The sequence below is a fragment of the Motiliproteus sp. MSK22-1 genome (assembly GCF_001968815.1).
Taxonomy (GTDB): domain Bacteria; phylum Pseudomonadota; class Gammaproteobacteria; order Pseudomonadales; family Balneatricaceae; genus Motiliproteus.
Map to the genome: position 1 here is coordinate 130,744 of NZ_MIEQ01000046.1, position 26,324 is coordinate 157,067.

The 26,324-nt window shown below is 45.2% G+C and carries 23 protein-coding genes; 11 read left to right on the forward strand and 12 right to left on the reverse strand.

The window, feature by feature from the left end:
- Positions 1-166: 166 nt before the first annotated feature.
- The 3 genes from BGP75_RS14030 to BGP75_RS14040 all read left to right on the forward strand — a co-directional run bounded on the left by BGP75_RS14030 (position 167) and on the right by BGP75_RS14040 (position 2,995).
- Positions 167-799, forward strand: coding sequence for a response regulator transcription factor (locus tag BGP75_RS14030; RefSeq protein WP_083704821.1), 633 nt, complete (start codon positions 167-169; stop codon positions 797-799).
- A gap of 322 nt (positions 800-1,121) precedes the next feature.
- Positions 1,122-1,697 (forward strand): TetR/AcrR family transcriptional regulator, encoded by a 576-nt coding sequence (locus tag BGP75_RS14035; RefSeq protein ID WP_076719449.1) that lies wholly within the window; start codon positions 1,122-1,124, stop codon positions 1,695-1,697.
- Positions 1,698-1,774: 77 nt separating this feature from the next.
- Positions 1,775-2,995, forward strand: coding sequence for an MFS transporter (locus BGP75_RS14040; protein WP_083704822.1), 1,221 nt, complete (start codon positions 1,775-1,777; stop codon positions 2,993-2,995).
- 130 nt (positions 2,996-3,125) lie between these two features.
- Here the strand turns inward: BGP75_RS14040 and BGP75_RS14045 are convergent, their stop codons facing one another.
- Positions 3,126-4,538 carry a sigma-54 dependent transcriptional regulator gene (locus BGP75_RS14045; RefSeq protein ID WP_076719450.1) on the reverse strand — a complete coding sequence of 471 codons (1,413 nt, stop codon included), beginning with the start codon at positions 4,536-4,538 and terminating at the stop codon, positions 3,126-3,128.
- Between the two features lie 237 nt (positions 4,539-4,775).
- Here BGP75_RS14045 and BGP75_RS14050 point away from each other — a divergent pair, with 237 nt between their 5' ends.
- Positions 4,776-7,694, forward strand: a complete 2,919-nt coding sequence (locus BGP75_RS14050) for a bifunctional diguanylate cyclase/phosphodiesterase (RefSeq protein ID WP_076719451.1) — start codon at positions 4,776-4,778, stop codon at positions 7,692-7,694.
- On the opposite strand, the gene BGP75_RS14055 is transcribed toward BGP75_RS14050, so the two are convergent.
- The 4 genes from BGP75_RS14055 to nfuA form a co-directional block, all read right to left on the reverse strand.
- Positions 7,691-8,041, reverse strand: a complete 351-nt coding sequence (locus tag BGP75_RS14055) for an Hpt domain-containing protein (protein WP_076719452.1) — start codon at positions 8,039-8,041, stop codon at positions 7,691-7,693. The genes BGP75_RS14050 and BGP75_RS14055 overlap by 4 nt on opposite strands.
- 72 nt (positions 8,042-8,113) lie before the next feature.
- Positions 8,114-8,491 carry a hypothetical protein gene (locus BGP75_RS14060; RefSeq protein WP_076719453.1) on the reverse strand — a complete coding sequence of 126 codons (378 nt, stop codon included), beginning with the start codon at positions 8,489-8,491 and terminating at the stop codon, positions 8,114-8,116.
- A gap of 491 nt (positions 8,492-8,982) precedes the next feature.
- Entirely contained in the window at positions 8,983-9,858 is an 876-nt protein-coding gene (locus tag BGP75_RS14065; protein WP_198939360.1) for a hypothetical protein, read from the reverse strand.
- A gap of 182 nt (positions 9,859-10,040) precedes the next feature.
- Positions 10,041-10,643, reverse strand: a complete 603-nt coding sequence (gene nfuA / locus BGP75_RS14070) for a Fe-S biogenesis protein NfuA (protein ID WP_076719454.1) — start codon at positions 10,641-10,643, stop codon at positions 10,041-10,043.
- A 229-nt stretch (positions 10,644-10,872) separates the two neighbouring features.
- On the opposite strand from nfuA, the gene BGP75_RS14075 reads away from it, so the two are divergent.
- The gene (locus tag BGP75_RS14075) at positions 10,873-12,039 is read left to right on the forward strand and encodes a cation:proton antiporter (RefSeq protein WP_076719455.1); all 1,167 of its coding nucleotides are present in this window, start codon (positions 10,873-10,875) and stop codon (positions 12,037-12,039) included.
- An 8-nt stretch (positions 12,040-12,047) separates the two neighbouring features.
- On the opposite strand, the gene BGP75_RS14080 is transcribed toward BGP75_RS14075, so the two are convergent.
- A complete protein-coding gene (locus tag BGP75_RS14080; RefSeq protein ID WP_076719456.1) occupies positions 12,048-12,932 on the reverse strand; it encodes a hypothetical protein in 885 nt (294 codons plus the stop codon).
- Between the two features lie 147 nt (positions 12,933-13,079).
- On the opposite strand from BGP75_RS14080, the gene BGP75_RS14085 reads away from it, so the two are divergent.
- On the forward strand, positions 13,080-13,313 hold the full coding sequence (locus tag BGP75_RS14085; RefSeq protein WP_076719457.1) for a hypothetical protein: 234 nt from the start codon (positions 13,080-13,082) through the stop codon (positions 13,311-13,313).
- An 80-nt stretch (positions 13,314-13,393) separates the two neighbouring features.
- Here BGP75_RS14085 and BGP75_RS14090 read toward each other — a convergent pair whose 3' ends face one another.
- Positions 13,394-14,467: a hypothetical protein gene (locus BGP75_RS14090; RefSeq protein WP_076719458.1), complete on the reverse strand. Its 1,074-nt coding sequence runs from the start codon at positions 14,465-14,467 to the stop codon at positions 13,394-13,396.
- A gap of 171 nt (positions 14,468-14,638) precedes the next feature.
- Between BGP75_RS14090 and BGP75_RS14095 the strand changes: the two genes are divergently transcribed.
- From BGP75_RS14095 to BGP75_RS14115, 5 genes are all read left to right on the forward strand, one after another.
- A complete protein-coding gene (locus tag BGP75_RS14095) occupies positions 14,639-16,486 on the forward strand; it encodes an NAD(P)H-dependent oxidoreductase subunit E (protein WP_158070115.1) in 1,848 nt (615 codons plus the stop codon).
- A 53-nt stretch (positions 16,487-16,539) separates the two neighbouring features.
- The gene (locus BGP75_RS14100; RefSeq protein ID WP_076719460.1) at positions 16,540-17,352 is read left to right on the forward strand and encodes a 2Fe-2S iron-sulfur cluster-binding protein; all 813 of its coding nucleotides are present in this window, start codon (positions 16,540-16,542) and stop codon (positions 17,350-17,352) included.
- Positions 17,342-17,881 (forward strand): NADP oxidoreductase, encoded by a 540-nt coding sequence (locus tag BGP75_RS14105; protein WP_076719461.1) that lies wholly within the window; start codon positions 17,342-17,344, stop codon positions 17,879-17,881. The genes BGP75_RS14100 and BGP75_RS14105 overlap by 11 nt, the downstream gene beginning before the upstream one ends.
- Before the next feature lie 135 nt (positions 17,882-18,016).
- Complete coding sequence (locus BGP75_RS14110) at positions 18,017-19,540, forward strand: Ni/Fe hydrogenase subunit alpha (protein WP_076719462.1); 1,524 nt, start codon at positions 18,017-18,019, stop codon at positions 19,538-19,540.
- Positions 19,530-20,108, forward strand: coding sequence for a hypothetical protein (locus tag BGP75_RS14115; protein ID WP_076719463.1), 579 nt, complete (start codon positions 19,530-19,532; stop codon positions 20,106-20,108). The genes BGP75_RS14110 and BGP75_RS14115 overlap by 11 nt, the downstream gene beginning before the upstream one ends.
- Positions 20,109-20,234: 126 nt before the next feature.
- On the opposite strand, the gene BGP75_RS14120 is transcribed toward BGP75_RS14115, so the two are convergent.
- The 5 genes from BGP75_RS14120 to BGP75_RS14140 form a co-directional block, all read right to left on the reverse strand.
- Positions 20,235-21,032, reverse strand: a complete 798-nt coding sequence (locus BGP75_RS14120; protein WP_076719464.1) for a tetratricopeptide repeat protein — start codon at positions 21,030-21,032, stop codon at positions 20,235-20,237.
- Between the two features lie 224 nt (positions 21,033-21,256).
- Positions 21,257-23,167 carry a DUF3413 domain-containing protein gene (locus tag BGP75_RS14125; protein ID WP_076719465.1) on the reverse strand — a complete coding sequence of 637 codons (1,911 nt, stop codon included), beginning with the start codon at positions 23,165-23,167 and terminating at the stop codon, positions 21,257-21,259.
- 76 nt (positions 23,168-23,243) lie between these two features.
- Positions 23,244-24,515, reverse strand: a complete 1,272-nt coding sequence (serS, locus tag BGP75_RS14130) for a serine--tRNA ligase (RefSeq protein ID WP_076719466.1) — start codon at positions 24,513-24,515, stop codon at positions 23,244-23,246.
- 99 nt (positions 24,516-24,614) lie between these two features.
- Positions 24,615-24,992: a fluoride efflux transporter CrcB gene (gene crcB / locus BGP75_RS14135; RefSeq protein WP_076719467.1), complete on the reverse strand. Its 378-nt coding sequence runs from the start codon at positions 24,990-24,992 to the stop codon at positions 24,615-24,617.
- Positions 24,993-25,017: 25 nt separating this feature from the next.
- Complete coding sequence (locus BGP75_RS14140) at positions 25,018-26,304, reverse strand: replication-associated recombination protein A (protein ID WP_076719612.1); 1,287 nt, start codon at positions 26,302-26,304, stop codon at positions 25,018-25,020.
- Positions 26,305-26,324: the final 20 nt, after the last annotated feature.

The window sequence follows — 26,324 nt, forward strand, 5'->3', positions numbered from 1 at the left end:
CATAGCACCTTTCCTGACATTCCACTCGCGAATGCCGAAAATTCTTGTGATTTTAATCTGTTATCTAACTATTTGATAATCGACAAAATAATGTTGTTCTGGCAAATGCTTTTTAACTGACAATGATCTAAAATCATTCGAGGCACACTTTCATCGGAGGAAAAGAATGCTGAATGTGATCACAGTCATGCTTGTTGACGATCATGAGATTGTCAGAGCTGGCTTTCGCCGACTACTCGACAATACGGATGATATAAGCGTTATTGCAGAAGCGGCGACGGGAGAAGATGCCTACAGCCTTTATCAGGAGCATAGTCCGGATGTTGTAGTCATGGACTTATCGATGCCTCCCGGTGTCGGCGGCCTTGAAGCCATTAAGCGAATCCTTGCTGTAGCACCTGAAGCAAATATTCTGGTACTTACGGTGCAGGAATGTGAACCTTATCCTTCGAGGGTATTGCAGGCAGGGGCCAAGGGCTATCTAACCAAGCGATGTGCACCAGAAGAACTTATTGATGCTGTACGCAAGGTTTATCACGGTAACGAATATGTAGCCCCTAGTATCCAAAAAGAACTGGATGGCAAAAAGGCATCGAAGCTGAATCTGCTTACAAAACGGGAATTACAGGTATTCACTCAGCTGGCAGGAGGCTCCAGCGTGGCTCAAATAGCCGATTCGATGTTTATCAGTCAAAAAACAGTTCACGTACATAGATCGAATATTCTTACCAAACTGGAACTGGCCAAAACATCTGACCTGATTCATATGGCAATTCGGCATGGAATTGTCGAGGCATAGACTTCTATTTCATCCCATGAAAGCTAATCGCAGACGACCTATAAAGCCTCTTACGTCATAGCGTTCTTATCAGCAGACATTCTGATCATTTCAGCAACCGATCTCAGGAATGACTAACGGTCACCCTGAACGGTTGCGACAAGGCTTCGGCAGTACTGAACAATAGCTCCGTGAGCATATTCATAGATAGCCCCAGCTATCACAGAAAAGCTTTACTAAAAATCAACTTATCCACCGGGATACCTACCTGTAAAAATCGATTGACAAGATAAGGTCAAAACAATAATGTAACGATCGTTACAATTTAAAGAGAAGCTAATTTATGCCCAGACCACGTATTTTTGATGAAGACCGTGTATTGCAGGATGTGATGAAAGCCTTTTGGCGTAAAGGTTACTTGGCAACCTCAGCAGAAGATTTGGTTAAAGCAAGCGGGTTGGGCCGAAGTAGCTTGTATAATACGTTTTCCAGTAAAGCGGCTCTTTTTGAACGCTCACTTGATTGTTATCTAACCTGCACTCGCCAGGTAGCCAAAACACTATCCGATACGGAGGCTTCACCAGAAGCAGCAATCAGAGAAGTATTCATATCGGCCCTTGAGCCGGAAGTGCCAGAGCGATTGGGGTGCTTGGTTACTAATACAGCAATTGAGTTGGCAGGGCAAAATGAGCGGATTGCGAAAATGTTACAGCGCCATTTTGATCTGTTGCGGCAGGCTTTCACCGAGGCGATCAAGCGGGGACAGCGCAACGGTGAATTCAATGCAGAGCTTGACCCGACAGGGAGTGCAGAGCTACTGCTTACCTTATTACAAGGAATACGAGTTCAATCAAAATCGGCTACCGATTCTTTGATACTGGAACGGACAATAGATCAGGCACTTCGTCTTTTGCACTAAAAAATCACCAAACAGAGAAACCTTTTCTTTACTTATTTTAACCTGTTTTGTAACGATCATTACATTAAGGAAAACCCATGAAAACCAAGCAAACTCTGAAAAAAAGAACGGCTCTGATGGCTGCGGTTCTGGTTATCGTAGCTATTAATCTCCGTCCTGCTATCGCTTCTATTGCTCCGTTAATAGAGCGGATGCTGACTTCTACAACATTAACCTCTTTCGACATTGGCCTGTTAAGCACTCTGCCTTTACTGCTAATGGGGTTTGGGGCGTTACTGGCTAAACCATTACGTCAAACACTGGGAGAAAAAAATGGCATTACACTTGGTGTAACCGCTATCGGACTAGCGTGCTTTGGGCGCATCTGGGGGGATGGTGACGGAGTCATGCTTACATCAGCAATTGTTGCTGGAGCAGGTATCGCAATAGTCCAGACGCTGTTTCCAGGGTATATCAAACGAGTATTTGCTGAGTCCGCAAGCAGTATGATTGGTTTGTATTCCAGTGCTATTGTCGGAGGGGCCGCTTTGGCTGCTGGTAGTGCAGTATATTTAGCAGAGCTTTCTAACTGGCAATCTGCACTGGCTTTATGGGCTATCCCAGCAGTATTGGCCATAGTTCTTTGGCAGCTTACTGCCTCTACAGATCGAACGACACTTCACTCCCAGGCAGCTACTGAAGCACCGCATTATCGCAGAGACCTTCGGAGCCTGTCGTTGCTTGCATTTTTTGGTGTCGGTACCGGCGTGTTCATGCTGGTTCTTGCCTGGTTACCTGCCTATTTTTCCGAACAGGGTATTACTGCAGAAACATCTGGTTTTTTACTAACTTGCTTTATTATTGTTGAGTTAATAACAGCCCTTTTACTATCAGCAAAGATCAAACACATACAAGATAAGCGAGGTCTGCTGTTGATATCAATCGCATTGACGGTAGCAGGGCTCGCGTCGCTGGTGTTGTATCCAGTCCAGCTTGCACTTTTATCAACAATCTTATTGGGTATGGGTATTGGAATACACTTCCCACTCTCACTTATCGTAGCATCCGAGCATTTCGACACCCCCTCCCTGGCGGGTGATTTAACGGCTTTTGTGCAAGGCGGTGGTTATATCCTGGCAGCTATAGCGCCTCTGATGGCGGGCTGGATCCGTGACAGTTTTGGTCAATTAAATATGGTTTGGATATTCATGGGAGTAGTTATGGCCCTATTGACTCCTTTGGCACTAAGATATTCGCCCCAAAGTTATACCCATTACAGTGAACGGGTAGTAAAGACTGAAATCCCAGCTACCGCTTAAACGACAAGCCAATAAGATAAATCAATTCGATTGTCCGATCAGCCTGTCAAAATTTAAGTTGCCTGGCTTTGTTAAAGCAGGCAACTTCTGATATAAAAGCAGGCAACTTCTGAGTTAGAAACAATGTTGATCAGACATTCAATTCTGCCCACTGCTTTTTCTTCCGGTAGATGGTCGAACAGTTAATTTCGAGTCGATCGGCAGCTTCGGTAATGCTTCCCTGGCAAATTTCAATTGCTCGTTCGATAATTTCCTTTTCCTGCATCCATAAGGGTCGTATTTGACCAAACCCATTCGTCAGGGAGTTGCAGGGAAAACCGCGACGGTCTTTATCCTTCCCGTCATTGGAATTAAAGTGGCTATCATCAGCATCCAATTGCCTCAGCAGCGCAATAACAATATTACCGCCTATTTCATTGTCTTGATTCATTATAATCAGGTTCTGAACAATGTTACCCAACTGCCGGATGTTACCCGGCCAAGAATAACCCTCTAGTGTAGCGAGGGCACTTTCGGTAAACCTTGGCAGCGGATTTCGGTTGAGTTTTCGGCCGTAGTAGTTAATAAAGTGGTTTGCCAGTAGTCTTACATCACCAACCCTTTCTTTTAAGGGGGGCATGTTGATCGGCAAAACACAGAGTCGATAATACAGATCCTCTCTAAACCTACCGTTATTGACTTCATCTAGCGGGTTCTTATTTGATGCGCAGATAATTCTTGCATCCATATGAGTATCAACATCACTGCCGACCGGTCGATAGTGACCTGATTGCAAAAGACGCAGTAGTTTCGCCTGTAGGCCCAAATCCATATCGCAGATTTCATCAAGGAACAACGTCCCCCCCTTAACCCGTCCGGCTGCACCGGCTCTGGCTTCCGTCGCGCCGCTGAAAGCCCCTTTGCGATGCCCAAAAACCTCACTTTCCATTAAATCGGCAGGAATTGCTGCGCAGTTCAGTGCTACAAAAGGATTTGTGGAACGACGACTGAGTCGATGAATTGCCTCGGCACAAAGCTCTTTTCCTGTGCCACTTTCGCCGCCAATAAAAACACTGGCATTACAGCTGGCAGCACTTTCAACCATTTTATAGATTGTTTTTATCTGTAAAGAATTACCAATAAATTCAGGAATAGGGGCGTCGGGTAGTGCAGAAGTAATGGAGTTGATTTGTTTTTTTAGTGAAATACGCTCAAGTGTATTTTCTACTGTAGTCAGCAGTCTCTCACTATTAATAGGCTTTAACAGATAATCTTTAGCTCCTGCCAGCAGCATTTTACGGGTACTTTCAACACTATTTTCCCCTGTAACCACAATAATATTCGCCTCAGCATCGCTGACTCTGGTCAAAAATTCCAATCCATGCCCATCAGGAAGTAAAAGATCCAGCAAAACAACGTCAGGGCGTTCACGAGTGTATATGGCCACTCCTTCTTCGATACTACCCGCACTGAACGTCTTGAGGTTTAGCTGATCTATAAATGCCAGATACGCTGAACGTAAAAGGTCATCATCTTCGATAACCAGTAAGGATCGTCTATCCATTATCTAATCCCTGAGAATTTTCGATACATAGAGTATGTGCCAGTTTCTTGCATTTGCAATTTGCATATTAAAAATTTGCACTAAGCGAAAAACGCCTGGGAATACAGATTAATTTTCTGCTAATTTTTTAAAAGAAAAACAATAACAACAGGTTATGATTATTTCTTCTATTTCTTATATATGGTTCAGATCTTGCTAAAGTAATAGGAAACAGTTGTCGAGAAGGGAGCTGATATCTTGCTAGGAAACCAAAACAGGGGAGCTGACCCTCGCAAAACGGCAGAAAAGGGTAAAGAAAATAACATTGAAGAATCCATGAAATTGCTCCGCAAAAAATATGTTGAGCGCTTAATCGGACAGATAGACAGTATTGGTCTAGAGATGATAGATCTGCAAGCCCAGGACAAATTTGAGAAAGCCTGTATAGCGATCAGCGCTTTGCTGAAATCGATTGCCTCTAGCGCTTTGACCTTTAATTTTCAAACGGTAAGTCAGCAGGCAGCGTTCCTAGGATCAATAGAGCATGAATGGAGAGCGACGCTTCATCCGCCTAATGATAATGAACTGGCGTTATTCAGAAGAAATTTAGTTTTAATGAAGACGATTGCCGCCAGGCTGGCCGCTTCTGAAAACTGCACTGAAAGTCATCAAAGCGGTGAGCTGAGGACACCAGGCAGTGCAGACAATAACGGTAAATTGAATGTTGTCTCTGACAGTAAAGCAGTCACTGTTATCAGTCCAAATGATCGGTTACGTCAATATCGATTGATGGTGTCAACCAGTCAAGACATGTTAGCGATGATAGACAGAGAGTATCGCTACGTTATTGCCAACCCCTCCTATGCAAAAGCTTTTTGCAACCATTCAATGGATATAACGGGAAAAACAGTAGAAGAAGTCCTTGGCCGTGAATTCTTCTATGAGAAAGCTAAAAAAAGAATTGATCGAACCTTTGAAGGGAAGCCACAACAATTTGAAACTTCTGTCGGAACTTCAACTCAGGAACATCGACATATGTCCGTGAGTTACGAGCCTTATATGGACATGAAAGGAAATATCACCGGTTTAGTTGTCTCCGCCAAGGATATAACGGACCGGAAGCAGATCGAAGAAGAGTTGAAAAATAACGAAGGTCGATTTCGATTACTAGCCGACCTATCACCCGTAGGTATTTTCCGTAAAGACTGTTTTGGGGAAATTATTTACGTCAACAAAACAACCTCTCAAATTATTGGTAAATCACGAACAAAATGCATGGAGGAGGGATGGAATGAGAATATTTTTCCCGATGACTCTGCACGGGTTATTGCTCGATGGGATCGGGCGACTTCTTTACACCATAACATTCATGAAGAGTTTAGATTGTTAAAAGATGATGGTGACATCGTCTGGATTATCTGTGAAGCCGTTCCCAGCTTTGATGCTAACAAAAGCTTTGTCGGTTATATTGGAACGCTAACAGATATTACGGAGATTAAAACAGCTAACGAAAAGGATAAACTTGCTTCTACTGTATTTGAAAGCACAAAAGATGGAATCATCATCACTGATGCCGACACACAGATCATTTCTGTAAACCCTTCCTTCGAAAAAATAACAGGCTACAGTGAAGAAGAAGTAATCGGAGCATTCCCGAGCGTTTTACACTCAGGCAAACAAAATAAGGCCTTTTACGAAAAAATATGGTGCGAAATAAACCTTAAGGGCAGCTGGCATGGAGAGCTTTGGAACCGGCGTAAAAACGGAGATATTTTTCCGACCTGGCTGAGTATCAGCTCCGTCAGGAATGAAGAAGATAAGATCGTTAACTATGTTAGTGTATTTTCAGATATCAGTGAAGTAAAAAAATCAGCGGAGCAACTGTCCTGGTTAGCATTCCATGACCCTCTCACCCAACTTTCCAATCGATTGATGTTCACAGAAAAAATAGAACACAGTATTGCTCGGGCGAAGCGGGAACAGTCATCGATAGCCGTATTGTTTTTTGATTTTGATCGTTTTAAGCACGTTAACGATAGTCTAGGCCATGGAGTAGGGGATGAACTTCTAATTAAAGTAGCTCAGCGACTTCGAACTCTGCTCCGAGAGAACGACAGTTTGTCTCGATTCGGAGGCGATGAATTTACTATTCTTATCGAAAACTATTCAACAATATCAGAAGTATACGTGGTTGCTGAAAAAGTAATCGGTATGTTTCTGGAGCCTTTTGAGATCAACGAACACCATCTTTACACCAGCATTAGCATGGGAATCAGCGTATTTCCCACCGACGGCGCTACTGGTGAGACATTGCTTAGAAATGCGGATTCAGCAATGTACCGGGCTAAGGAGAAAGGTGGAAATGACTATGAATTCTATACAACCGAACTAACGGAATCCGCCCACGAGCGGGTTCGTCTGGAATCAGGTATTCGTAATGCAATCAAGAAGGGTGAAATGGCGGTCCATTTTCAACCTCAGGTAGAACTTGAAACAGGAAAAATCACAGGGGCAGAAGCCCTCGTGCGCTGGTTTTCACCAGACCTAGGCCAAGTTTCCCCGTCAAGGTTCATTCCAATAGCAGAAGAATCCACTGTTATCCATGAGTTGGGATCCTGGGTGTTATTTGAGGCCTGCGCTAAAGCAGCAGAATGGACCAAGACCTTCAACAAAGACTTTAGAGTTGCCGTGAACATATCCTCAAGACAAATACAGAAGAACGACTTTATTGATGTTGTTACCGATATCTTAGACCGGACGGGACTTTCGGGTCACAATCTGGAACTGGAGGTAACGGAAGGAGTCGTCATGAGACAAGCGGAAACAGGGGTGCTGGAACGACTTAAAAGTATGGGAATCATGTTATCTATAGACGACTTTGGTACTGGTTATTCATCACTGTCCTATCTGAGAAACTTACCGGTCGATCGACTTAAAATTGACCAGATGTTTGTAAAAGAAATCTGTGAAGTGAAGAGCGACGTCACCATTGTCAGATCTGTTATTGCGATGGGACACGCGATGGGATTAAACGTAATGGCAGAAGGGGTAGAAACAAAAGCGCAGCTGGATGTGCTTAAAAAAGAGAACTGCGATGGTATCCAAGGGTACTTTATCGGTAAGCCAACGCCTGCGAAGGATTTTGAAAGCCGGTACTTTTTACAAGAGCAGGATTAATCACCTTTTTTGAGTGTTTGAGCGAGCGCAACAGCATCCTTTTCAAACTGAGCCCGCTCATCCGGCGATGGTGCTTCTTTCCTGTACAACCAGTGCTTGACAGTTTGCTCCATTGTTCTTGCAGCCTGGCTGAGTTCCGAAAAACCAAAGGTTCCACCGGCACCTGATAATGTGTGGAGCAGTTGCTGTGCGGTCTGAAGGTCAGCTGTAGAAAGGCGGGGGGTTTTGTTTTTTATAATCAGCCCAATTGCTTCTATCTGTGTCTCTACGCGCTCCAAAAACTGAGCGTTTAATTTTTCTAACTGTTCTTTCGAGAAACGATTTCTTTCTAACGTTGAATTATCCATTTTTTACCATCGGCTTCAGAAACTCAGAAATCCACTGGCTATAGAATAGACCAATTTACTGATGATCCTATACTACTCAATGACAGGGCATAGTGCAGAGCTATCTGTGGCGCGGATGTTCTGATAGGTTTCTTGAGGACTGACAGGGTCAAATTTAAGTTCTGAAATTTCTACCCGTACAGCTTCAACCCAGCCAATTTCGCTGCTTATCCACTGATGCGTTGACAAGGAAGCCTCAGTAAAAGCCTGGCTGTATATAAGCTCCTCATTCTGCATAATTTCCTCTAAGTTGAGCCATCGGTTTTTATCTGGAAAATTTTGATAGTCCTTCAGTTCTTGCGAAACCCAGAATGTGGATGTAATCCCTGGGCACTCATACCATGTTTCAGACAGCCGGTACCAAGCCTTGGCCTGGTAGCAGAATCGGTACTCGAGTTTTTTGTCCACCATTGCGAATTTACCTCAGTCTTGTTGAAACAATGCAACGCTGTACTGTCCTTAAACCTCCATAGCGGATGGGACTGTAAACGCATTCATCAATCCAGAGCTTATAGCCAATAATAGACGGCATTTAAACGCTTGTGTAATTAAATGTAGCTTCAGAATAAAGTCTATTGGCAAAAAAGAGGTCTTTCACTGCCGGATACCACTCTAGGTTATCTGGAAAAGTGATACTGCGGAGTGCTGGAATCGGGATGCAGAACCGTAGGTTGCAAAAACTAAAAAGCCAGCCTGAAATTCTGATCCAAGCGCCCTGTTCTGCTCGCTATCTAACTTCGCATAATATATATTATGTTAAATTGATAATTATAAGGACCAACAAATATGGTCCTTTGATGGCGGCGTGGGCTTACTAACCTTCTACAGAAATATAAAGGTTCAATGCTTTCGAAATAATTTATTGCCCTGTTTGATTACAACTGTGGAGAGTCGATGCGCGCTTATGACTGAACGATTTCCTTCACCCAGTTTAGTGCTTCAGGGTATTGGTCAGCATCCAGAATAAACTCCTGCCCTCTGGCTGTACTTTGTAAACGGGTTTTTCCGTTACGTTTGGACCAGCGATCCAACTTTCGATGATAGGTCATTGCCAGTCTCTCCTTCGATGGAAAGAACCAGTCAGGAAGTGTCCAGATGCTGGGTTTTGGAGAGTTCTTTTCGGTCAAAGTAATAAGCTCTGAGGTGTGAGTGATAACTCCAGCACCACTACTTCCTGTAGCTTTTCCTTCAAAAGTGAGGTCTTTAGTTGCTACATACAGGTGATTGTTGGGATCACTCAGGCTGGCTAAGTGCGGATGGTAAGCTAACCATGGCTGTTCATATGACGTATTTTCAGTTACTTGAATAATGTTGCCGATTTGGAGCCAGCCCCAAATAACGTGCCTGGCCGACTGAGTTTTATCAAAAACCCAATGGTTACGATTCTTGATAACAGGTCGAAACAACCCAAAAAACAAAAACAGGTCTCCTGCTTCTACGGCATTGTTTCTTAGATGTCCCTGAGCAGCACCCGCTTGACCCAATACCGGGTTCCAGCCAGGCTTTCGGGGTAAGGCATCTTCTTCAAGATCGGGATCAAGATGCGCAGTTGATTGAGCAGAATATTTACCTCGAGTCAGCTGCTCGACAATATCTCCCATGGCATCGCTTTTGTTCAGACTGATTTGACCATACTCTATCTGCGAATCATTGTCCGGTATCGGCAAGGACTGAAGACGACCATCAGGGAAAATTGGACTTGGACAGCCCCCTGAACCAGAGTCAAACCCTTTTCTGCTTAATATTATCTTCATCTTTGTCGAGGATAGATTGGACATGGTCAGTCCCATGCTAGCCGCAAAAAACAACCAACCCAACATAGAATCAACTAGAAAAACATTCTTTATGCTGTTGAATAATAAAAATAAATTATTTAGAAGCAGAGCAGAAAAAAGCTGAGCAATTTTGAAATAAATTTCCTGCTCAGCTTTTTAAACTCCCGATCAACAGGTATTGTGATCTACTTGTAGAATGCGTTGTCAGTTACTGTGTGATCTGTCACATCCTTCACACCAGCAAGTGCCGGTATTTTTTCGATCAGTGTTTTTTCGACACCGTCTTTTAGTGTTAAATCAACAGCACTGCAGCCTTGACAACCTCCTCCAAATCGAAGAATAGCGACATCCCCTGCTTCCTCTGACACAACTTCTATCAGGGATACTTCGCCACCATGGGAGGCTAACCCGGGGTTTATGTCGTTATAAAGAACATAATTGATCTGATCTTCAATAGGACTGTCGGCGTTGACTTTGGGTACTTTTGCATTAGGAGCCTTGATGGTCAGCTGTCCGCCCATTCGATCTGTAGAGTAATCGACCAGAGCCTCCTCAAGGTAAATCAGACTATTGGGCTCCAAGTAGACTTTAAACTTAGTCAGTTCTATACAAACGTCCCCTTCCTGAACTTCCTCCGGGCGACAATACGCAAGACAGGTTTCCGCATAAGGGGTACCCGGCTGCGTCACAAACATTCTCACAGATACGTCATCTCCGTCTTGCTTTTCGAGCAATTCGGCCAAATAATCCTGGGCGCCATCGGTGATGGTTATATCAACATTTTCCATATTCACTGCAAACCTATTGGCTATTCAATATATGGCACTATTCTAAGCCATACTTTGATCATTATAAACCCAACTGTTTTAATCAAGTATTTTTTCGCTCCTTCAAGACTGCTGCCGAGCAGCTGATACATTGAGCAAAAATTTGCAATTCACAATCACATGAACAAGATTCCGCTTGCTGAATATGTTATAAAAGCTTGAATTTCTAATCAATTTTGTTGCTGAATTAATGGAACAGTCCCTCGTTTTTTCTTTTTTTCTTATATTCACAGGCGCCGCAGTTTTAGCGTCGTTGGCTCTCTATACCAGACAACCTCTTTTGGTCGCTTATATCGTACTTGGTGCCATTCTGGGGCCTTATGGTGCTGCCTTGGTGACAGATACAAGTCTGCTGTCCGATATTTCTCACGTGGGAATTATTTTTCTCTTGTTTTTGCTGGGCCTCGACATGCAGCCCAGCCATCTTGTTCACATGCTAAAGAAGGCGACAGTGGTCGCTGTCATGAGCTCCATTCTGTTCGCCGCGCTTGGTTATGGGACCGGCTGGGCTTTCGGGTTTACTCATGTTGAGAATGTGATAATAGGCTTGGCAGTCATGTTTTCCAGCACAATTATCGGCATTAAGCTGCTACCGACGACAGTTCTTCATCATAAACATACGGGAGAGCTTGTTGTTGGATTGTTGCTGCTGCAGGACGTAATCGCAATTATGGTCCTCTTGGCTCTTTATAGTGGCACTTCAGGAGAGACTGACTACATGGCGTATATAAAAACATTGATCGCCCTCCCCTTGATTATTGGCGGCGCCTTTGTCTTTGTACGCTATGTTTTACTAAAACTGATTCAAAAGTTTGACCGCTTTCACGAGTATATTTTCCTGGTTGCAATAGGATGGTGTCTGGGGTTGGCTGAAGCCGCTCAGTTTTCTGGACTATCCGCTGAGATTGGCGCTTTCATCGCCGGCGTCAGTCTCGCAACAAGCCCTATATCTCAGTATATTGCAGAGAGCTTAAAGCCCTTGCGGGATTTTTTCCTGATCCTGTTTTTCTTCTCCATTGGTGCAAGTTTTAATTTAGGACTACTCGGCGATATTATTCTTCCCTCTCTGGTTTTGGCTGCACTGGTTATTTCCTTAAAGCCCGTAATCTTCCGGTTTTTGCTACGTCGAATTAGCGAAAGCAAGCCCTTGGCATGGGAGGTTGGCTTCAGACTAGGCCAGATCAGTGAGTTTTCGTTGCTAATCGCCTACCTTGCTGCTGGTAATGCACTGATCGGCCAAGAGGCCTCTCACGTCATTCAAGCCACGGCCATACTGACGTTTTTAATATCGTCCTATATCGTGGTATTCAACTATCCATCTCCTATTGCGGTCTCCGACAAGCTCCGTCGAGACTGATAGCTATTTTATCTGGTGACCGCAACTGCTGACAGGGCCTTCAGCAACCCATGCTGCTGAAGCGTCCTCATCTCTTCGTTATTTTTAACTAGAAACAAACCGGCAAACCCTAGACTGTTTATGGAAATACCTTTCACTGACTCTTGGGATCTGGGAACTATCAGTGCCCAGTCTTCAAACACTAACAGATTATAGGGTTTGAGAAATCCTTCGCCCCCGTTGAGTGATAATTGTTCTATTGATCGACTATAGAATTCCCAAAGCTGTTCTGTTCGAGCATCAACATTTTTTTTCAACGATGATATCAAACAATACTTAACACTATGTAGCGTATTTTTTAATACAACTGGCGTTATTGGGATGTTGGTAGCCAACTCTGCTGTTGGCAATAACTGAAGATGCCTGTGTTTTTGACTTGCTCCCGCCTCATTTCCACTGTTGTAAAAACCAAGGGCCGGAAACGCCTGCATTGCGACAGACAGGTAGGATAAATCTGCTTTAGAAAGCGCCGAGCGCTGATCCTCGAAGTGCTTGGTTATAATAAGCAGATGATTATTGACGACGTTAAACTTATTAAGCAGAACAGCGTGAGTTTCACCAAGATCGCATACAAACATGCTTGGCTCAAAGGGCAGAAATGGGTTCCTTGCTTTGTTGACTGCTTGCTTCAACAGCCTTTCAGGCGATGACGACCCACTTGGCCTCAGCTCCCTAGTCACGCCGGATTTATTGGCAAGATTTGCCAATACACGAATCTGAAAGTCTATACCAGCCTCTGAATAAATATTCAGCTCAGTATCAATATGTTTCAGGTCACCTGAGCAAAGCGCTTTAGCGGTTGCCTGTGTTGCCATTGACAATAGATGGCCGGGGAGCATCAAGGTTGTTGCCATTTTTTAACCCTGTCGGTTTCTATTTTCCATAAAACTCATTGATGATGTGATTACGATCAATTAGGGCTTCACACTGGTAACTTTTTTACATTAGTATGAAGTAAATTCAGGAAGATCAGAGTCAACCAGTGCAGGAGAACCTAGACAGTGAAACAACTTAAAGCAACGGTCAAGCGCAAATCTGATTCCACTTCTCAGCCAAGTGGTGAGGAGCAAGCATACTTGGAAGAGTTAAAACACCTGATCCATGGCTATCAGAAAAAGGGTGACAACATAAAGCTGATGATAGAAAAGCTCAACGAGCATAACCACAAGCAACCAGACGGCTCAGATTGGGATTATGAAAGCCTCCAACTGGCGATTAAGGAACTAAACCCCTAGTTTCGGCCTTTCAATTGAAAAGCCCTCTGCCCTAGCTAGAAGAATCAAAGAAACCTGAAGACAACAGCGAGCAGTTAGGCTTAATCTAGCTGCTCCAGAATTGCAACGCCCTGTCGATAGCCTAATCCACCGTTGCCATGAACAGCTGCTAACTTTTGGGGAGTATCTGCCTGAAGCTGCTGATACATAGTGATCAGGCCGTTTAATGCCGGATTATTCCATGGGGCGCGGGCCAGATTCATTCCTCCGGTGACCGTTACTGCGTAACTTTTGAGAAGTTCAGGTAGTTCAGCCAGTGTACGAATAAGTCCGCTCACAAGCATGAAAGCCATAGGTACAACCGGATAGCAGCTGTACACTTCAAGTAACGCCTGCTGATTTTTGAACCGGGAAGAGAAATTCACTCCGGCCTGCTCGCAGCTATTCAAAAAACTAAGTCGCAGATGTTCATAGGTAGATATCTGATCAATGTATTCACGCCCATCCCCATCGAGAATCTGTACATCAACGCCAGACACTGCAACTTGTTGCTGAGCCCCTACGCCCAGTTCACGAGCAAGAGCGTCGCTGACCAAAACCAATCGGCCATTAAAATCGATTAGCGGATTTGCGCAGTCTACCCCACGAAATCTGGAGGTGATCGGATTAAACCATTTATCTCCCGGAATCTGAGGATCACCCTGAGATTTTGCAATGGCATCAGCAAGGAACGTTTTCTTATAGTTATTAAACAACCCCTCAGCACACTGCTTGAATAGCGACTCAGAAGCCCCTGAGTTGAGAATAAACTGCCCTGCCAGCTCATTGTATGCCTCGGTTATTGGGTAGTCGGAGCCATAGATAGCCATCAGGCGCAAACGCTCTTCCCGGTCATAGCCAGTTTTCAGCAGTTCTTCACCACTAATAATAACTGCATGCTCTCCATCATTATTAATGAGCTCAAAAGCACGCTTTAATGCCTCAATGGGAGCACAACCGCTTCTAAAATGGTTGTCGGCGACAGGGCTATGCCAACCCGCCTTTAGCGGATCAATGACAAGACTTACAGGCGTAATATTCTGCGACCGAATGCGACTTTCCATCGCTTGGCTACGATCCAAATTTCCCTGGCCGTCTATAATCTTATCTGCGGCAACAATTACAGTCTTCGACATAAGGGAAATCACCTATAAAGAAAGAGCTGCGATTATAGCAACGTTCTTCATAACAGCCAAATAATGTCCACATGCCAAGAAATACAGCCTATGTTTTCCGATAGTTGATAATTGCTTTCTTAAAAGCTTTCGATAAACTGAAATACCGAAATGGATACGGGAGTAATTGCAATGTCAGTCAAACGCTTTTTGGATCCTGATCAAATTCTGCCGGCAGGTCCCTGGGCGCTTCCTGCTGCTAAGGAGAGAACTGTCAAATCCACTGGCACTCAGCTCCCTTCCCACCCATCAAAAAAGTTAACAACGCCGTTATATGTTAAATCAGTCTGTCAGCACTACGGTTTCTCCAAGCTCTTTCTGCTACAGGCGTTAATTAGAATTCAGCTGAGATTTGGCTGGGTCTCACCACTGGCAGTTAGAGAACTGAGCTGCCAACTTAAGATCACCGGAGGGGAAGTTCGATCCATTATTGATTTTTACAGTTTTCTGTCTGCTGAATTTCAAGGGCAATATCAAATACTCCTCAGCAACAATATAACCGATACTTTTCTGGGCCAGTCAGATATTTTTCAGCAACTTTGTTACTTACTGAAAACACCTGATGGCGCATTAAGAGAAGACAGTCTTGTGAGTGTCACAATGACTTCCTGTACGGGGCTTTGTGACCAGGGACCAGCCGCATTGATTAACGGCCATCCCATTGTGAATCTGACTTCTGAACGTATTAAGCAAATTGCCATCCTCATTGAATCCCGCGCCTCTTTTAATCAATGGCCCCAGGACTGGTTCCTGGTTTCTGATAACATTAGAGAACCAGGCGCTTTGCTGGACCGGACTGTTTCTCCTGGCCAGGCTTTATCTCAGGTTATCAAACACTCAAAAGAATCTTTTCTGGACGAACTGCAGACCTCATCATTAAGAGGTAGAGGCGGTGCTGGATTCAGTACTTTTCTGAAGTTTTCCGGTGTTATTCAACAAAACAGTAAACGTTCCAAGTACGTCATTTGCAATGCTGACGAAGGAGAGCCCGGAACCTTTAAAGACAGGGTTTTACTACAACGTCATTGTCAGCAAGTCTTTGAGGGAATGACGATAGCTGGCTGGGCTCTCGGGGCTCATAAGGGAATAGTCTATTTACGCGCAGAGTACGCTTGGCTGTTTAAGTTTCTTCAAGATCAACTCCAGACCAGACGAGCACAAGGGTGGCTTGGACATAACGCCAAAAACCTAGCTGGCTTCAGCTTTGATATATCCATCCACCTGGGAGCCGGAGCCTATATTTGCGGTGAGGAAACAGCCCTGATCGAATCTCTGGAAGGTAAGCGCGGCGTACCCCGAATTCGCCCTCCATTTCCAGCACAATCCGGCTACCTGGGGTTTCCTACACTGCTGAACAACGTCGAATCTTTTGCCTGTATTACTGAAATAGCCCTCACCAGTGGCCAAAAATTTGCTGCAATCGGGACTGAGCATTCCAAAGGCACAAAATTACATAGCGTATCCGGAGATTGTAAATATCCCGGTATTTATGAGCTTCCCTGGGGAGTAAGCATCGCTGAGGTTCTAGAGCGTTGCGGTGCAGAAGATGCACTTGCTGTTCAGATTGGCGGACCTTCAGGTGCATGCATACCGCGCGATCACTTTGATCGCTGCATTGCCTTTGAAGACGTGCCGACAGGCGGCTCCTTTATGGTCATCGGACATAGCCGCAGCCTTATTGACGTTGTGACTAACTTTACTGATTTTTTTGCACATGAAAGTTGTGGTTTTTGCACACCATGCCGGGTCGGTTGTAAACAGCTGGATTTATTTACAGCCCGATTAAAACAACGGCGTATCCACGCCCACGAATTGGCTAAAATAAAATCGCTGGGAGAACTTATGATTAACAGCAGTCATTGCGGGTTAGGCAAAACAGCGGCTCTGCCCTTGTTGCAGCTAATGGAAAGTTATCCGAAACTTATTGAGGATTCTTGCATACCTGCAACAGAGTTACTGCTGGAACCGGAATGCCACTAATCTGAAAATAATGGGAGTGCTTTTGAGCCCCTGACAAGACGGTAGATCCTGTAATGACTCAAAGTAGCAATAAAATTACCATTGATGGCAGGGCTGTTTGTTTTCAGCCTGGGCAAACCATAATGGAAGCCGCTACAGAGGCTTCGGTCTATATTCCACACCTCTGTCATCACCCTGATTATCCTCCTCATGGCAGCTGCAAGGTCTGCACTGTCAAAGTTGATGGGCGATATCTTGCCTCCTGCTCAGAAAAAGCTGTAGACGGGATGGAAGTTCAGAATAATTGTAAAGATTTGAAAGATTTAAGGCGTTCAATTACTCAGCTATTGTTTGTCGATGGCAATCACTATTGCCCCAGTTGCGAGCGATCGGGCAACTGCCAGCTTCAGGCAATAGGATACGCTCTGGAGATGCAAGAGAATCACTACACTCAACTGTTTCCAACGAGAAAAGTTGATGCCTCACATCCTGATATTATCCTGGACCCTGATCGCTGCATACTCTGTGGTCTTTGCGTCAGGGCCAGCGAAGCTGAAGGAAAGAATCTGTTTAAAATAGGCGGTAGAGGTCAAAACAGCTATCTATCCGTCTGCAGCGATTCCGGGCTTCTTGGTGACAGCAGCATTTCGGTTAATGATAAAGCGGCACAGATTTGTCCGGTGGGAGCAATATTGATTCGTGGCGAAGGGTTTCATATTCCGATTGGAGAGCGACTCTATGACCATCAGCAAATTACCAGTGTTGGAAACTGCAGGCCCCGTTACAATCACTCTACCAGTAACTTAACAGAAAGAAAGAAAAGAGAAGGTCCTGAGCACAGCAAACCGATCAACTTAACAACCGGAAAGCATACAAATGGCAAATAAACCACGATTGGCAACCTGTTCGTTAACCGGATGCTTTGGATGCCACATGTCTTTGCTGGATATAGATGAACGCCTAGTTGATTTAGCGGATTGGATCGAATTTGATCGATCCCCTTTAACTGATATCAAGCATTGCGGTAGCTGTGATGTCGGCCTTATTGAGGGAGGCTTGAGCAATCAGGAAAACTTACATGTTCTGCAGGAATTTCGTCAACAATGCAAAATCGTAGTTGCTGTTGGCGCCTGTGCGATAAACGGTGGAATCCCTGCAATGCGCAACAATCATAGCCTGGCAGATTGTCTAAGGGAGTCGTATCTAACCGCTCCTGGCACGGTAAACCCTCAAATACCTGACGACCCTGAAATTCCAAAACTGTTGAGCAAAGTCCATCCGATACAGGATGCGATCAAAGTGGACTATTTTCTTCCGGGCTGCCCTCCAAGCGCCGATACTATTTGGTATTTCCTGACAGAATTATTGGCAGGCAGAGAACCGTTAATACAAGGCTCTGCACTTCGTTATGACTAAGAAACCTAAACACAGAAAGCCTCTATAGTGGAGCAACCTTTGAACCTAAGGAAGACATCGCAGCAAAATACGCACAATAACAACGGTTAATAACAACGATTCGCACTGAAACACTAATGAACTGGACAGGGCGTAATGAAAAAAGATGAAACGAGCGACACAGACTCTTTTCGAAGAATTGCCATCGATCCGGTCAGCAGAGTCGAAGGACACGGAAAGGTCACCCTATTAGTAGATAAGCATCATCAAGTCCAACAGGCACGCCTTCACATTGTTGAATTTCGTGGCTTTGAACGGTTTATTCAAGGCAGGCCCTACTGGGAACTACCGATGATTGTTCAGCGATTGTGTGGAATCTGTCCGGTCAGCCACCATCTTGCCGCAGGAAAAGCAATTGATATGCTGATAGGTTCCGAGCAATTGAGCGACACTGCGGACAAAACTCGCCGATTACTTCACTATGGGCAGGTATTACAATCTCATGCCCTGCATTTTTTTCATTTGGCCTCTCCAGACTTACTGTTTGGTGACGGCGTATCAGCCAACGACAGGAATTTCATACATCTACTGGACTGTCACTCAGAAATTGCCATGAAGGGGGTCAAACTCCGTAAATTCGGCCAGAAAATAATAGAAGCCATTTCCGGAAAACGGGTTCATGGATCAATAGCCATTCCTGGCGGTATTAATCGAAACCTGAGTACGACTCAGATTAGCTCTCTCCAGCAACAATTAGACGAAGTAAAGCCTTGGCTTCAGGAAGCTGTAGAACTGGCTAAAAAACTCTATTTGGGGGCTAGTCATCAACAGTTTGCCGCCATAACCTCCCCAATTCTCAGCATGGTCAACGATGCCGGAGAGTTCGAACTTTACCATGGTGGTCTTCGAGCACGCAGAGATAATGGGACGCTGTTATTTGATCAGGTAAACTATTGCGACTACAGCAAACACATCCTTGAAGAGGTAAAGCCCTGGAGCTACATGAAATTTCCATTTCTTGATGCTTTGGGGAAAGAAAAAGGATGGTACCGCGTAGGTCCGCTTGCTCGAGTGCTGAATTGTGACGGGATGGGATTTCCTGTTTCAGAACAAGCCAGAATAGACTTAATGAACTGTTGTCCGGCCTCTGAACAAAGCTCCCTCCTCTATCACTGGGCAAGAATGATAGAGCTGCTTTATTGTGGCGAAGCCATAGAAGAACTCCTTTATGACCCAGTGTTGCTGGGCTCTCAACTAACCGTTGAACCGGGGATTCGACAACCAGAATGCTTCGGGGTTATCGAGGCCCCCAGAGGAACCCTGATCCACCATTACATTGTTGATGACCAGGATCTTATACAAAAAGCCAACCTTATTGTATCCACTACAAGTAATAATCAGGCAATGAATATGGCTATACAGGATGTCTGCCAGAAGGAGCTAAACGGGAACGAGATTACCGAAAGATTGCTAAACCGTGTCGAAATGGCCATCCGCGCTTACGATCCCTGTTTGTCCTGCGCCACTCATGCGATCGGTCAAATGCCATTACAAATAGAGGTTCACAGTCTGTCGGGGGATGTGGTTAGCAAAGCTGGTCGCGATGATACCGGCGCGTTTAGTCTGATGTCAGGTGTCTCTGCTGAGAGCACTGGTTACGCAACAGCCCATGAAAATTGATAAAGCCGAGATGTCGTTAGTAGCAAGCAACTCCTCTGAAGTCTTAGGTTCAACAAGGACAGCACTGGCTCCCTTACAACGGGCGATCAGGAGTCATAACCAACTCTTCATCTTTTTTTGCGGCAACCCTGCCAGAGGTGACGATAGCGCAGGTTATTTGTTATATGAAACATTAAAAAGCACCCATAACCAGTTAATTAAGAACAATAAATTAAACATAATCTATGACCACCAATGGCAAATAGAAGATGCTCTCGAACTAAAGCGCGAAGGACTGTTTCTGTTTGTGGATGCATCTGCCCGCCCTGGTCCTCCTATCTGCTTGTCAGCAATAACCACAGCTCAAAACATAGCCAGCACCAGCCATTCCTTGTCTCCGTCGCAACTACTAGGTGTTGCAGCGCAGGTGGGGATCGAGCCGCCTGAAGTACTTTGGCAATTGGGTATTACCGGATATTGTTTTGAACTAGGCGCACAGATGAGTCCGGAAGTTAAACTGAGCTGTACCTTTTTGATTCAAGTACTTGATGAATTAATCGAAGATTGGAGCGCCCAGTGGGTGCCTTAAATTGCAATAAGTCGTTCGCAGCAATACTTTCTACAGTGATCAGAAATTCACAACCCATGGGGAGTGACCGGGCAGCTGTGATACCCAGTCATATTCAGACACCCAAGTGACGTTGCGTCCTACGGCTTACTTCCTGTCAGCCAGTAATCGTTGAATCTTTCTTTCTGCCAGCAATTTGGCCTGCTCAAGGTCAGAGGCCGACATCATTGAAGCAACCGCATCACGGGTTCTCGCGGACTCCTCATCCCCGGCAGCAACTGCGGTTGCCCACCAGCTGTATGCTTCCTGGAGGTTTCTGTCAACGCCTTCACCCTTGAAATGCATAACGCCCAACGTGATCAAAGAGCTGATATTGCCCTGAGCGGCTGCTTTAGTATGCCATTTGAGTGCTTTCTTAAAACGCCTTGGAACCCCAATACCCTTGTAATACATAATAGCCAGATTATATTGTGCTGGAGATAATCCGCGCTCTGAAGCAAACAACAGCCAGTGGATTGCCAGTGAATAATCCCTGGCAACTCCTTTGCCCATTTTGTAGAGCATCCCCAAGCGAAACTGCCCCAACGGATCACCTTCTTCTGCTGCTCGGTGATACCAGGTTGCCGCTTCTTTATAGTTTTTAGCGACGCCTATACCCTGCTCATAAAAAGAACCAAGCATAGCCATAGCTCGAGGAAGTTTCTGCAAAGCGGCTTTTCTCATCCAGTAAGATGCTTTTACCGGATCCTTGGCAAGTCCTTGCCCGGAAAGATAAACCAACCCCAGGTCATACTGAGCACTGGCATTTCCTTGAATAGCCAAAGACCGCCACGCTTTTAATGCTGCTGCATGATCACCCCGTTCGTAGGCCTCCAAGCCCTCGTAGAAATTACCCCATGCAGGCACCGTCAACATAAGCAACAGCGATAAGACTGCGTATCTCATTCAGTAACCTGTTTAGCACAGCAATAGCCCGGAGTATTACCTGAGTCAGGTGTGTTACTTAAGCCAGAAATGTTACTTAAGCATAAAAGCATTATTGAGGCCCCCGTTTAATGGTCTGATCCGCTAGTCATTTATGCTACTTCAGCGGGCATTTTTCCATTAGTTATCAGAAGAGTAGCATGGTGTTAGAGTTAAATGAATTATTACCCTTTAACTATCTGCTGTCAGCGATAAAACCGGGACAGGGCTTGCAATATCTCCAATGACATTTGTGGTTTAAGAGTTTTACCGTCTAAAGGGCGATTATCCAAACCAAGAAGTTCATAATTGCCTGTCGGATAGGTTACCAGTATAGAATCTTCCATTAAAATTGCGTAGTTGTAATAGCTACCCGCATATAACCATTCCCGAGGAGTTTCATCGAAGAGATTTTTTCCAATGCTGTAATCAGCCGCAGGATTAGCACAGCCCAACACATCACTCAGTAATGTCGTCGGTAAGTCCATATGACTTGTGCGATGCTCCATCGGCCTGCTCGGCTTTCCAGGCCAGTGAATCAGCATCGGCACTCGTGTCTGAACATCAGTATAGTTACTTCCATGTCCCCAGAAATTTTGGCCATTGTCATTAAATTCCTCACCATGATCCGCTGTAATCAATATCACCGTGTTCTCATACAGTCCCTGTTGTTTAAGTTGTTCAACTACCTGCTGGATCAGTTGGTCAACATACTTGACTGATGTCTTATGGCGATTAAGGTAGGGGGTTGGATCAAAATCCTGATTAAGGGCAAGGTGGTCAATACGTTCCCATAGAGGCTCAATAGGTTCGACCCCACCCGGTGGAAACGTATAAGCATGAGGTGAATCATAAAACAGGAAACCGAAAAATGGTTTGCTTTGATCTCGGTCCTCCAAAAACCGCTCCCAATCAGCGTTAACATCCTGATCTTTCTGCCAGGCGTTATCGCCTGTCGAGGAGGTTCTTAGGTTAGGAATTCCAGCAAATACATTCCGATCAAAAGCCGGATGTGTCAACTTTGCCGATGCGAACACCCCCATCTGATAATCCGCCTGTTGAAATTGATCCATTAACACAGGACTGGTCAATCCCGCTGACATCGCTGACCAGTAATTGCTGGGAAGCCCGTAAAACAGACTGAAAATTCCCGACTTAGTAGAGTTGCCACCACTATAATGCCGGTCAAAATAAAGGGAGCTGTCTTCTTCCTTTAGAGCACTCAGAAACGGTGTAGTCTGGGAATCCAGCTCATCATAACGCCAGGTGTCTATTACGATAAGCAGAACATTTTTGGCGGCCTCAGGCGCTTGGCAACTGAGTGGCGACTTTGGGTAATCCAGATCCTTATTGGTACCTGAGCTCATTTTCAAGGCCTGCTGGGCTTGTTCACGGTTTTTGTCCAGGTTTGCCCAGCCCCGTTTTTGTAAAAAGCCTTTCGCAGTTGTTGGATAATAGAAAGGTATATGCCGAGTCAGACCAGTAATTCTCTGATCATAATGAGCATCTGCCCAGATATGGATACTATGACTCACAATAAAGCTGAAAATAAAAATAAGCCCTACCCAAACTCCCGCTTTGCTTTTTTTTGACCGTAAAACCCATTTATTTGTAATCCTCACCAGTAGCAGCTGGGTCAGCAGGATTCCCAGAAACACGCCACCGGCCAGCAGCCAGGTCATCCATGAGAAGACAAATATTTCTTCTCCCCCATCTTCAATGATCAGATTAAGTAACACACCATTTAGATGAAACCGATACTGGGTATAAACCTGATAATCAAGAACAATGGCAACACCGGCAAGGGTGGCAATCAGCACCAGCAGCGCTTTTATGAGTATTCGCTGAGGTACCAGCAAAATCAAAGGAAGCAAAACAACCAGGTAAAATATCAAACCAAGAGAACTAAAATGGCCCAGGAGTGCAGATGTTACGTAAGCTGACTGAATCCAATGATTAAACTCAGGCATAAAACGGGCAAAGTTGAGTGCAAACGCCGCAATGAGCAGAATGCTCAGTACAGAATACCAGCTGGACCAACGAAGCAGTTCAAGTCTCTTTGTCATAAAAGCAGAGGCAAACAATGAAATGATTGAGGAGTTTGAATGTGTTAACAATGGAGAAAATCCTGCTTGTCAACGTTTCTGAGAAGCAATGCCAGCAATCGATAGATTGATTGCTGGCGGGGCTGGATTAAATTTCAGTAACGCCACCCATATAGGGTACCAACACCTCGGGAACACGTACTTTGCCATCAGCTGTTTGGTAGTTTTCCAATATTGCGACCAACGTACGACCAACAGCCAACCCTGATCCGTTCAGCGTATGCAGCAATTCGGGCTTGCCTGTTTTTGGATTTCTCCAGCGAGCCTGCATTCGACGAGCCTGAAAATCCCCCATATTCGAGCAAGAGGAAATCTCCCGGTATTTCTGTTGACCGGGCAACCAGACTTCCAGGTCGTAAGTCTTGGCAGAAGAAAAACCTAAGTCCCCACCACAAAGAATAACAACACGATAAGGGAGGTTCAGCTTTTGTAGAATTGCCTCAGCGTTACCCGTCAGTTGCTCCAGTGCTTCAGAAGATGTTTCAGGCTCAACAAGCTGCACCATTTCAACTTTTTCAAACTGGTGCTGTCGAATCATTCCACGGGTATCACGACCATAGCTGCCTGCTTCGCTACGGAAACAAGGCGTATGGCTGGTAAATTTCAAGGGTAGCTGATCCGCCTCAACGATCACATCACGGACAATGTTGGTAACAGGTACTTCGGCTGTCGGAATCAGATACAGATCATTATCACCAGGAACTTTGAACAGGTCCTCTTCAAACTTTGGTAACTGGCCTGTTCCACGCAAACTGTCACTGTTTACCAGATAAGGAACATAAACTTCCTGATAACCATGCTCATTGGTTTGTACATCGAGCATAAACTGGATCAATGCACGATGCATACGAGCCAACTGCCCTCGCATCACAGCAAATCTGGAACCGGTGATTTTGGCCGCCAGTTCAAAGTCCAGCTCACCATTGGCTGCACCCAGGTCTACATGATCCTTAGGCTCGAAATCAAAAACTGCTGGTTCACCCCAGACTCGCACTTCAACATTATCATCTTCGCTGTTGCCTTCAGGAACCGAGCTATCCGGTATATTGGGAACGCCGGATAACAGATCATCAAGATCAGCCTGAACTTTTTTAAAATCGCTCGATAAGTCTTCAAGATCTTTTTTGATCTGCTCCCCTTCAGCTTTTAACGGGGCGATGTCTTCACCCGCTTTAGCAGCCATACCTATCTTCGATGCCTGCTGCTTTCTTAAGCTTTGCAAGTATTCAGTTTTGGTCTGAAGCTCTCTACGTACCTGCTCAAGCTGGTCAAATCGGTCAGTATCCAGGACATAACCTTTCTTTTTCAGTTGTTGAGCGACGGAGTCAATATCGTTACGAAGAAGTTTAGGGTCAAGCATGAGCGCGATGAAACCTTATCTCGGAAGTTGAAAATAATCAGTTACAAAAAATGAATGATAAAAGCATCAATCATAAATAAAAAATCGTGTAAAACTGAGTCAAAAGAGGACTCGTGAAAACCAGATACCAGCGAACAATGCCGCCGTACAACAAATAACGCTTAATAATATATAAATTGCAGCTGACATGATATGCCCTTCCTGCAACAGAACCACAGTCTCGAGGGAGAACGTGGAGAAAGTGGTAAAGGCCCCTAGTAATCCGACCATCATCAAAGGTCGAAAATCTGCTGAAATCAGGGATTTTTCCATAATTAATACAAAGCAGACGCCCATTAACAGAGAACCCAGAACATTGACCGTGAACGTTCCCAGCGGCAGGTAGTGGTTTGTGTTGCTGACAACATACCCACTTACCCAGTAACGGAGTAAAGCCCCTAGAGCCCCACCTCCGGCGATAGACAGCAATTGTTGCATGGTGCTTATCCTGGTCTGGCTTATATTACTTATAGCGTTGCTTAGTGCTGAGTCGATCCAGTTCGGTCAGATGCTTGAGCTTATCCTGAATTTTAATTTCAAGGCCTCTGGGTTCAGGGAAGTAATATCTCTGATTCTGTATTTCTTCCGGCAGATAACACTCACCGGCAGCATAGGCTTGCTCTTCATCATGAGCGTAGCGATACTCCTGACCATAGCCAAGACTCCCCATGAGTTTGGTGGGGGCATTACGCAGGTGATCAGGCACTTCATAAGAAGGACTCGAACTCACATCCGCTTTGGCACTGCTAAACGCTTTATACACTGCATTACTTTTAGGAGCACAGGCGCAATAGATAGCGGCCTGTGCAATAGCACGCTCGCCCTCCGCAGGCCCAAGGCGTTCAAATGCGCTCCAGGCGTTAAGGGAAACTTCCATTGCCCGAGGATCTGCGTTGCCGATATCCTCGGAAGCAATAGCCAGCAGACGTCTGGCAATATAAAGCGGATCACAGCCCCCATCAAGCATTCGGGCGTACCAATACAGAGCTCCGTCGGGCGATGAGCCTCGAACTGATTTATGAAAAGCCGAGATTTGGTCATAAAAGATGTCACCGCCCTTATCATAACGTCGAGTGCTGGCTTGCAGGACTTCTTCCATAACTGCTTCATCAACGATTTCCCGACCGCCCTCCTTTCTGGCAAGATCGGCAGCGATTTCCAGCAGATTCAATGCTCTTCGCCCATCCCCATCGGCGGCAACAGCCATCATCTCCAGAAGCTCCGGGGCAATCTCTAAATCCCGCCCCCCCAGACCACGTTCTGAATCATGCAGAGCCGTTTCAATCATTTTTGTCAAAATGGAAGACTCCAACGAACGTAATAAATACACACGAGCTCGGGAAAGCAACGCGCTATTTAGTTCGAAGGAAGGGTTTTCCGTGGTCGCACCAATAAAAATAAGCGTACCTTCTTCAACAAATGGCAAGAAAGCATCCTGCTGAGCTTTGTTAAAACGGTGTACCTCGTCAACAAAGAGTATGGTTTTTCGACCAGATTGAGCCCTGAGCTGTTTTGCCTGATCCACAGCCAATCGAATATCCTTTACACCGGCCAGAACAGCAGAAATAGTTGAAAAATGAGCATCACTCAGTTCTGTAATCAAACGCGCCAGTGTTGTTTTTCCAACACCGGGTGGTCCCCATAACACCATAGAGTGGGGAATACCCTGCTCTATGGCTGTGCGCAGTGCCTTGCCCTCGCCCAAAATATGCTCTTGACCAATATACTCGTCCAGAGTACGCGGCCGCATACGGGAAGCCAATGGTTGAT

What these genes read in the sequence shown, in the direction of transcription:
- BGP75_RS14030 (WP_083704821.1), top strand. Translation starts at nt 167, where the DNA reads ATGCTGAATGTGATCACAGTCATGCTTGTTGACGATCATGAGATTGTC.
- BGP75_RS14060 (WP_076719453.1), bottom strand. Translation starts at nt 8,491, where the DNA reads ATGGTGGACAAAAAACTCGAGTACCGATTCTGCTACCAGGCCAAGGCT.
- BGP75_RS14045 (WP_076719450.1), bottom strand. Translation starts at nt 4,538, where the DNA reads ATGGATAGACGATCCTTACTGGTTATCGAAGATGATGACCTTTTACGT.
- BGP75_RS14075 (WP_076719455.1), top strand. Translation starts at nt 10,873, where the DNA reads ATGGAACAGTCCCTCGTTTTTTCTTTTTTTCTTATATTCACAGGCGCC.
- BGP75_RS14120 (WP_076719464.1), bottom strand. Translation starts at nt 21,032, where the DNA reads ATGAGATACGCAGTCTTATCGCTGTTGCTTATGTTGACGGTGCCTGCA.
- BGP75_RS14140 (WP_076719612.1), bottom strand. Translation starts at nt 26,304, where the DNA reads ATGCGGCCGCGTACTCTGGACGAGTATATTGGTCAAGAGCATATTTTG.
- BGP75_RS14090 (WP_076719458.1), bottom strand. Translation starts at nt 14,467, where the DNA reads ATGTCGAAGACTGTAATTGTTGCCGCAGATAAGATTATAGACGGCCAG.
- BGP75_RS14100 (WP_076719460.1), top strand. Translation starts at nt 16,540, where the DNA reads ATGACTCAAAGTAGCAATAAAATTACCATTGATGGCAGGGCTGTTTGT.
- BGP75_RS14095 (WP_158070115.1), top strand. Translation starts at nt 14,639, where the DNA reads ATGTCAGTCAAACGCTTTTTGGATCCTGATCAAATTCTGCCGGCAGGT.
- crcB (WP_076719467.1), bottom strand. Translation starts at nt 24,992, where the DNA reads ATGCAACAATTGCTGTCTATCGCCGGAGGTGGGGCTCTAGGGGCTTTA.
- BGP75_RS14065 (WP_198939360.1), bottom strand. Translation starts at nt 9,858, where the DNA reads ATGTCCAATCTATCCTCGACAAAGATGAAGATAATATTAAGCAGAAAA.
- BGP75_RS14080 (WP_076719456.1), bottom strand. Translation starts at nt 12,932, where the DNA reads ATGGCAACAACCTTGATGCTCCCCGGCCATCTATTGTCAATGGCAACA.
- nfuA (WP_076719454.1), bottom strand. Translation starts at nt 10,643, where the DNA reads ATGGAAAATGTTGATATAACCATCACCGATGGCGCCCAGGATTATTTG.
- BGP75_RS14040 (WP_083704822.1), top strand. Translation starts at nt 1,775, where the DNA reads ATGAAAACCAAGCAAACTCTGAAAAAAAGAACGGCTCTGATGGCTGCG.
- BGP75_RS14110 (WP_076719462.1), top strand. Translation starts at nt 18,017, where the DNA reads ATGAAAAAAGATGAAACGAGCGACACAGACTCTTTTCGAAGAATTGCC.
- BGP75_RS14115 (WP_076719463.1), top strand. Translation starts at nt 19,530, where the DNA reads ATGAAAATTGATAAAGCCGAGATGTCGTTAGTAGCAAGCAACTCCTCT.
- BGP75_RS14055 (WP_076719452.1), bottom strand. Translation starts at nt 8,041, where the DNA reads ATGGATAATTCAACGTTAGAAAGAAATCGTTTCTCGAAAGAACAGTTA.
- BGP75_RS14035 (WP_076719449.1), top strand. Translation starts at nt 1,122, where the DNA reads ATGCCCAGACCACGTATTTTTGATGAAGACCGTGTATTGCAGGATGTG.
- serS (WP_076719466.1), bottom strand. Translation starts at nt 24,515, where the DNA reads ATGCTTGACCCTAAACTTCTTCGTAACGATATTGACTCCGTCGCTCAA.
- BGP75_RS14105 (WP_076719461.1), top strand. Translation starts at nt 17,342, where the DNA reads ATGGCAAATAAACCACGATTGGCAACCTGTTCGTTAACCGGATGCTTT.